Below are 5,107 nucleotides of genomic sequence, written 5' to 3'. Positions count from 1 at the left end.
GCCCGGCCCCCCGCGGCTCGCGACCGCGTCCAGTTTCCTGATGCTGCACGCCGCAGCGCTGGTCGGCATGGCGGCGGCCGCGCGCGCTTTCGGACTCGGGCGGTGGCTGACGATCCCCGCCTGGGGCGTCGCGCTCGGCGCGCTCTTGTTCTGCGGCGACCTGATCATCCGCGTCGCCACTGGCGCGAGCCCGCTGCCGATGGCCGCGCCGATCGGCGGGACGATCCTGATCGCCGCATGGCTCGCGCTGTCGATCGGCGCGGCGCTCGGCGCCCTGCGGCGCGCCCGCTAGTCTGCCCGGCCAGAGGAGATTTCAATGAGAGACCTGTTCCGCGCCGGCCGCAGCGAGGCGATGGCCCCGAACGCCATGATCGCGACCTCGCATCCGCTCGCGACCGCGACCGGGATCGCTGTGCTGCGCGAGGGCGGCAACGCGGTCGACGCCGCGATCGCCGCCGTCGCGACGCAATGCGTGGTCGAGCCGCAGATGACCGGGATCGGCGGCGATTGCTTCGTGCTCTACGCGCCCGCAGGTCGCGACGTGATCGCGCTGAACGGCAGCGGGCGCGCGCCTGCCGCGGCCTCCGTCTCGACGCTGAAGGAGCGCGGGATCGACGAGATCGCCCAGACCAGCGCCCACGCAGTGACCGTGCCCGGCGCGATCTCGGCCTGGACGAGGCTGCACGCCGACCACGGCTCCATGCCTCTCGACCGCCTGTTCCGCGACGCGATCGCCTATGCGGAAGGCGGCTACCCGATCACGGCGCGCGTCGCCTTTGACTGGGAAAGGGCCGCGGCGCTCCTCGCCGACGACGAGCACGCGCGAGGCCTGTTCCTGCCCGGCGGCAAGCCGATCCGCGCCGGCGACCGGCACGCGCAGCCCGCTCTGGCCAGGACGCTTCGTGCGATCGCCCGCGACGGCGCGGCGGCGTTCTATCGCGGCGCGGTCGCCGAGGCGCTGGTCGCGCGGCTGAAGGCGCTCGGCGGCCTGCACACGCTCGACGACTTCGCGGACGGCGAGACGGCGGCCGGCTACGTCACGCCGATCTCGAGCAATTATCGCGGCTACGACGTCTTCGAGTGTCCGCCCAACGGCCAGGGCGTGGCGGCGCTGATGATCCTGAACGTGCTCGGCGGCTTCGACCTCGCCGACAGGCTGACGCTCGCCGAGCGCATCCACCTCCACGCCGAGGCGACCAAACTCGCCTATCACCACCGCGACGTGCTGATTGGCGACCCCGAGCACCTGCCGCACCCGGTCGAGACGCTGCTGTCTGCCGACACGACCGCGACGCTCCGCGCCCGCTTGTCGCGCGAGATCGCCGGCCGGCCGGCGCTCTGGCACGAGCCCGAGCACGCCGACACGGTCTATCTCTGCGCGGTCGACAGGGACGGAAACGCGGTCTCCTTCATCAACTCGCTGTTCCATTCCTTCGGCTCTACGCGGCTCGAACCCGCCACCGGCGTGGTGTTGCACAGCCGCGGCTTCTCGTTCCGTGTGATCGAGGGCCATCCGAACGCGATCGGGCCACGGAAGCGCCCGATGCACACCATCATCCCGGCGATGCTCCGGAAGGACGGGCGGACCATCATGCCGTTCGGCGTGATGGGCGGGCACTACCAGGCGGCCGGCCACGCCGCGTTCCTCTCGGGCGTGCTCGACCGCGGCATGGACCTGCAGGAGGCGATCGACGCGCCGCGCTCCTTCGCCTTCGACGGGGTGCTGGACGTCGAGCCGACGGTCGACGAGGCGACACGCGAGAGGCTCGCCGCCATGGGCCACAAGATCCAGCTCGCCGCCTCCCCGCTCGGCGGCGCGCAGGCGATCTGGATCGACGCGGAGCGCGGGCTGCTGCGCGGCGGGTCCGATCCGCGCAAGGATGGGATGGCGCTGGGATTCTGACGGTACGCCGCGGAACCGTCGTGGTCCGGCTCGGCCGGACCACCATCTCCCAAGCGGAGCTCGACGCTTGCGATGGATCCTCCGGTCAAGCCGGAGGACGACGCCTTATCGTTCCCGCGGGGCCGTCTTGTCGTCCTTTAGCGCAAAGATCAGCAGCAACGCCGGCAGCCCCGTCAGGAAGGTCAGCGCGAAATAGGGCACGTAGCCCGTCGCCTGCGCCACGAAGCCCGAGCCGCCGGCGAGCAGGTGTCCCGGCAGCGCGTAGATCGAGCTCAGCACGGCGTAGCGCGTCGCCGAGAAGTCGGACGCCGCGAGCTTCGACATGAAGGCGATCAGCGCGGTGCCCGCGACCGCCGATGCGACGTTGTCGAAGCCGATCGTCGCGGTCAGCCACACGATGCTGTGGCCGGCCGACGCCAGCGCGCCATAGAGCAGGTTCGTGGCCGAGGACGCGATGATGCCGATGGCGAGCACGGCCTTCAGCGACAGCCTTGTCAGCAGGAAGCCGCCGAGAAACGCGCCGGCGATGCTCAGGATGATGCCGAACACCTTGGTGACGTTCGCGATCTCGACATTCGTGAAGCCGAGATCCTTGTAAAGCGGCGACGACATCACGTTCGCCAGCTGGTCGGGCATCCGGTAGAGCCCGATCATCAACAGCGCCGCGATCGGCGTCGCGGTCACGAGGCCGACCAGGTCCTTGACCGGCGCGCGGAGCGCCTCCCTCGGCGTCTTGGGCTCGCGCGGCTCGCCGTCGCGCGCGGTGCGCGGGATGAACAGGACCGTCAGGGTCGCGACCACGACCATGATGGCGGCCATCGCCGCATAGGCGCTCCCCCAACCGAAACCTTGCGCGAGATAGAGCGCGCCGGCGCCCGCGCTGAGCAGGCCGAGCCGGTATCCGAGCTGATAGGCCGCGACCAGCAGACCCTGCTCCTCCACGCCCGCGACCTCGACGCGCCAGCCGTCGATCGCGGCGTCCTGCGTGGCTGAGGCCGCCGCGGTCAGGAAGCAGGCCGTCGCGACGAAGGGCAAGCCGGACGACGGATCGCCGGTCGCCATGCCCGCGAGGCCGAGCGCGACGCCGGATTGCGCGACGAGGATCCAGGCGCGGCGGCGGCCGAACGCGCGGCCGAGCGGCCCCAGCGCATAGGTGTCCATGAAGGGCGCGATCAGGAATTTCAGGCTGTAGGCGATGCTCGCCCAGGACAGGAGCCCGATCGCCGCGAGGCTCGCGCCGGCCTCGCGCAGCCAGAACGCGAAGGTGCCGAGGACGAGCAGAAACGGCAGCCCGGCCGCATAGCCCAGCACGCCGCTCGCGACTCGCTTCAAGCCGGTCGCGGCGGCCCAGGACTCCTGCCTAGCGGCCCCGTCCCCCTGCGACGTTTCGGTCATCGGGGCTCCATCCATCACCCGCGCGGAAGCCGCGCGACACCCTCCTGCTTGAAGGATTCGAGCGCGTTCCGCCACCCCGCCCACGGCGCTTGCCGAACCGCACGGGCTGGCGTCCCAACCGCGTTTTTAAAGTTGACTCGTTTTATGGATTGTGTGGAGATTAGCTGTCGCTGCCTTGCGGGATCGGAGCGCCGCTTCCTCACGGCCGAGCCTTATCCGAAGCCAAATCGGTCGAAACAGGACGAGACATTCGATGTCGTTCGACGTTCGCTCGCTGCAATCCTTCATCATCCCGGTCGCGCTGATCCTCATCTGGCAGGCGCTCGCCGGCGCGGGCCTGCTCGCCGGCGAGATCCTGCCGGCTCCCACCGCGATCGTCGCCGCGGGCTGGCGGCTCGGCCTGTCGGGCGAGCTCTGGACCAATATCGGGATATCGGCGTGGCGGGCGGCGGTCGGCCTCGTGATCGGCGGCGGCGTCGGCTTCGCGCTCGGCCTCGCCAACGGGCTGTCGCGGCTCTCCGAACGGCTGACCGACCCGACCTTCCAGATGATCCGCACGATCCCGCATCTTGCGATGATCCCGCTCGTCATCCTGTGGTTCGGCATCGACGAGACCGCCAAGATCTTCCTAGTCGCGCTCGGCGTGTTCTTCCCCGTCTACCTCAACACGCTGCATGGCGTCCGCACGGTCGACGCGCAGCTCGTTGAGATGGGCCGCGCCTACGGCATGTCGAACGCCGCGCTGTTCGTCCGGGTGATCCTGCCCGGCGCCCTGCCCTCAATCTTCGTCGGGCTGCGCTACGCGCTCGGCATCATGTGGCTGACGCTGATCGTCGCCGAGACGATCTCGGCCTCCTCGGGCCTCGGCTACATGGCCATGAACGCCCGCGAATTCATGATGGTCGACGTCGTCGTGCTGTCGATCCTGATCTACGCCCTGCTCGGAAAGCTCGCGGACTCGATCGCCAAATGGCTCGAGCGCGCGACGCTCTCGTGGCACCCCGCTTATCTTTCGGTCTGAAGGCTTAGCCGATGACAGCCAAGGCGCTTTCTCCCGCCGTCGCGTTCGCCCCGAGCCGGAGCTCCCGGCCTCCGGCCTCGCCACTGCCCGCCGCCGGGGCGCCGATCGCGCTCCGCGGTCTCTCGAAGTCCTTCGGCCCCAAGGAGGTGCTTCGAGGGGTCGATCTGACCGTCCCGGCCGGCCAGTTCCTGGCCATCGTCGGCCGCAGCGGCTGTGGCAAGAGCACGCTGCTGCGCACGCTGGTCGGGCTGGAGGCTCCGACGGCCGGCGTCGTGACGGTCGGCGGCTCGGCCGAAGGCCGCATCATGTTCCAGGAGCCGCGTCTGCTGCCCTGGGCGCGGGTGCTGGACAATGTCCGCGTCGGGCTCTCGGGCGTCGAGAAATCCGCGGCGCAGGCGGCCGCCAAGGCCGCGCTCGCCGAGGTCGGCCTCGCGGACCGCGCGCAGGACTGGCCCTCGGTGCTGTCGGGCGGCCAGAAGCAGCGCGTCGCGCTCGCCCGGGCGCTGGTCTCGCGCCCCCGCCTGCTCGCCCTCGACGAGCCGCTCGGCGCGCTCGACGCCCTCACCCGGATCGAGATGCAGGCGCTGATCGAGCGCGTCTGGCTCGAGCAGCGCTTCACCGCCGTGCTCGTGACCCACGACGTCGCCGAGGCGCTCGCGCTTGCGGACCGCGTGGTGCTGATCGAGGACGGCCGCATCGAACTCGACCTCGCGGTCGATTTGCCCCGGCCCCGCAGGCGCGGCTCCGCCGAGATCGGTCAGCTCGAGGAAAAGATCCTCGAGAAGCTG

5 protein-coding genes are annotated in these 5,107 nt (G+C 70.5%); 4 read left to right on the top strand and 1 reads right to left on the bottom strand.

What is annotated here, in order from left to right; genetic code table 11:
- A partial coding sequence (locus tag EK403_RS14560; protein WP_245479713.1) for a DUF423 domain-containing protein occupies positions 1-292 on the top strand: 292 nt, incomplete at its 5' end.
- 24 nt (positions 293-316) lie between these two features.
- Complete coding sequence (gene ggt / locus EK403_RS14555) at positions 317-1,903, top strand: gamma-glutamyltransferase (RefSeq protein ID WP_128778204.1); 1,587 nt, start codon at positions 317-319, stop codon at positions 1,901-1,903.
- 105 nt (positions 1,904-2,008) lie between these two features.
- Here ggt and EK403_RS14550 read toward each other — a convergent pair whose 3' ends face one another.
- Positions 2,009-3,298 (bottom strand): AmpG family muropeptide MFS transporter, encoded by a 1,290-nt coding sequence (locus EK403_RS14550; protein WP_128778203.1) that lies wholly within the window; start codon positions 3,296-3,298, stop codon positions 2,009-2,011.
- Positions 3,299-3,551: 253 nt separating this feature from the next.
- Between EK403_RS14550 and ssuC the strand changes: the two genes are divergently transcribed.
- Positions 3,552-4,319, top strand: a complete 768-nt coding sequence (gene ssuC, locus EK403_RS14545; protein ID WP_128778202.1) for an aliphatic sulfonate ABC transporter permease SsuC — start codon at positions 3,552-3,554, stop codon at positions 4,317-4,319.
- A gap of 11 nt (positions 4,320-4,330) precedes the next feature.
- Positions 4,331-5,107, top strand: a 777-nt coding sequence (locus EK403_RS14540) for an ATP-binding cassette domain-containing protein (RefSeq protein ID WP_128778306.1), incomplete at its 3' end; no start/stop codon positions are given.

This window comes from Hansschlegelia zhihuaiae (assembly GCF_004103825.1).
GTDB lineage: Bacteria > Pseudomonadota > Alphaproteobacteria > Rhizobiales > Methylopilaceae > Methylopila > Methylopila zhihuaiae.
The sequence above is the reverse complement of the archived record's forward strand: the minus strand, read 5'-3'. Positions and strand labels throughout refer to the sequence as shown.

Coding starts and splice junctions, on each gene's coding strand:
- ggt (WP_128778204.1), top strand. CDS start 317: ATGAGAGACCTGTTCCGCGCCGGCCGCAGCGAGGCGATGGCCCCGAAC.
- EK403_RS14550 (WP_128778203.1), bottom strand. CDS start 3,298: ATGACCGAAACGTCGCAGGGGGACGGGGCCGCTAGGCAGGAGTCCTGG.
- ssuC (WP_128778202.1), top strand. CDS start 3,552: ATGTCGTTCGACGTTCGCTCGCTGCAATCCTTCATCATCCCGGTCGCG.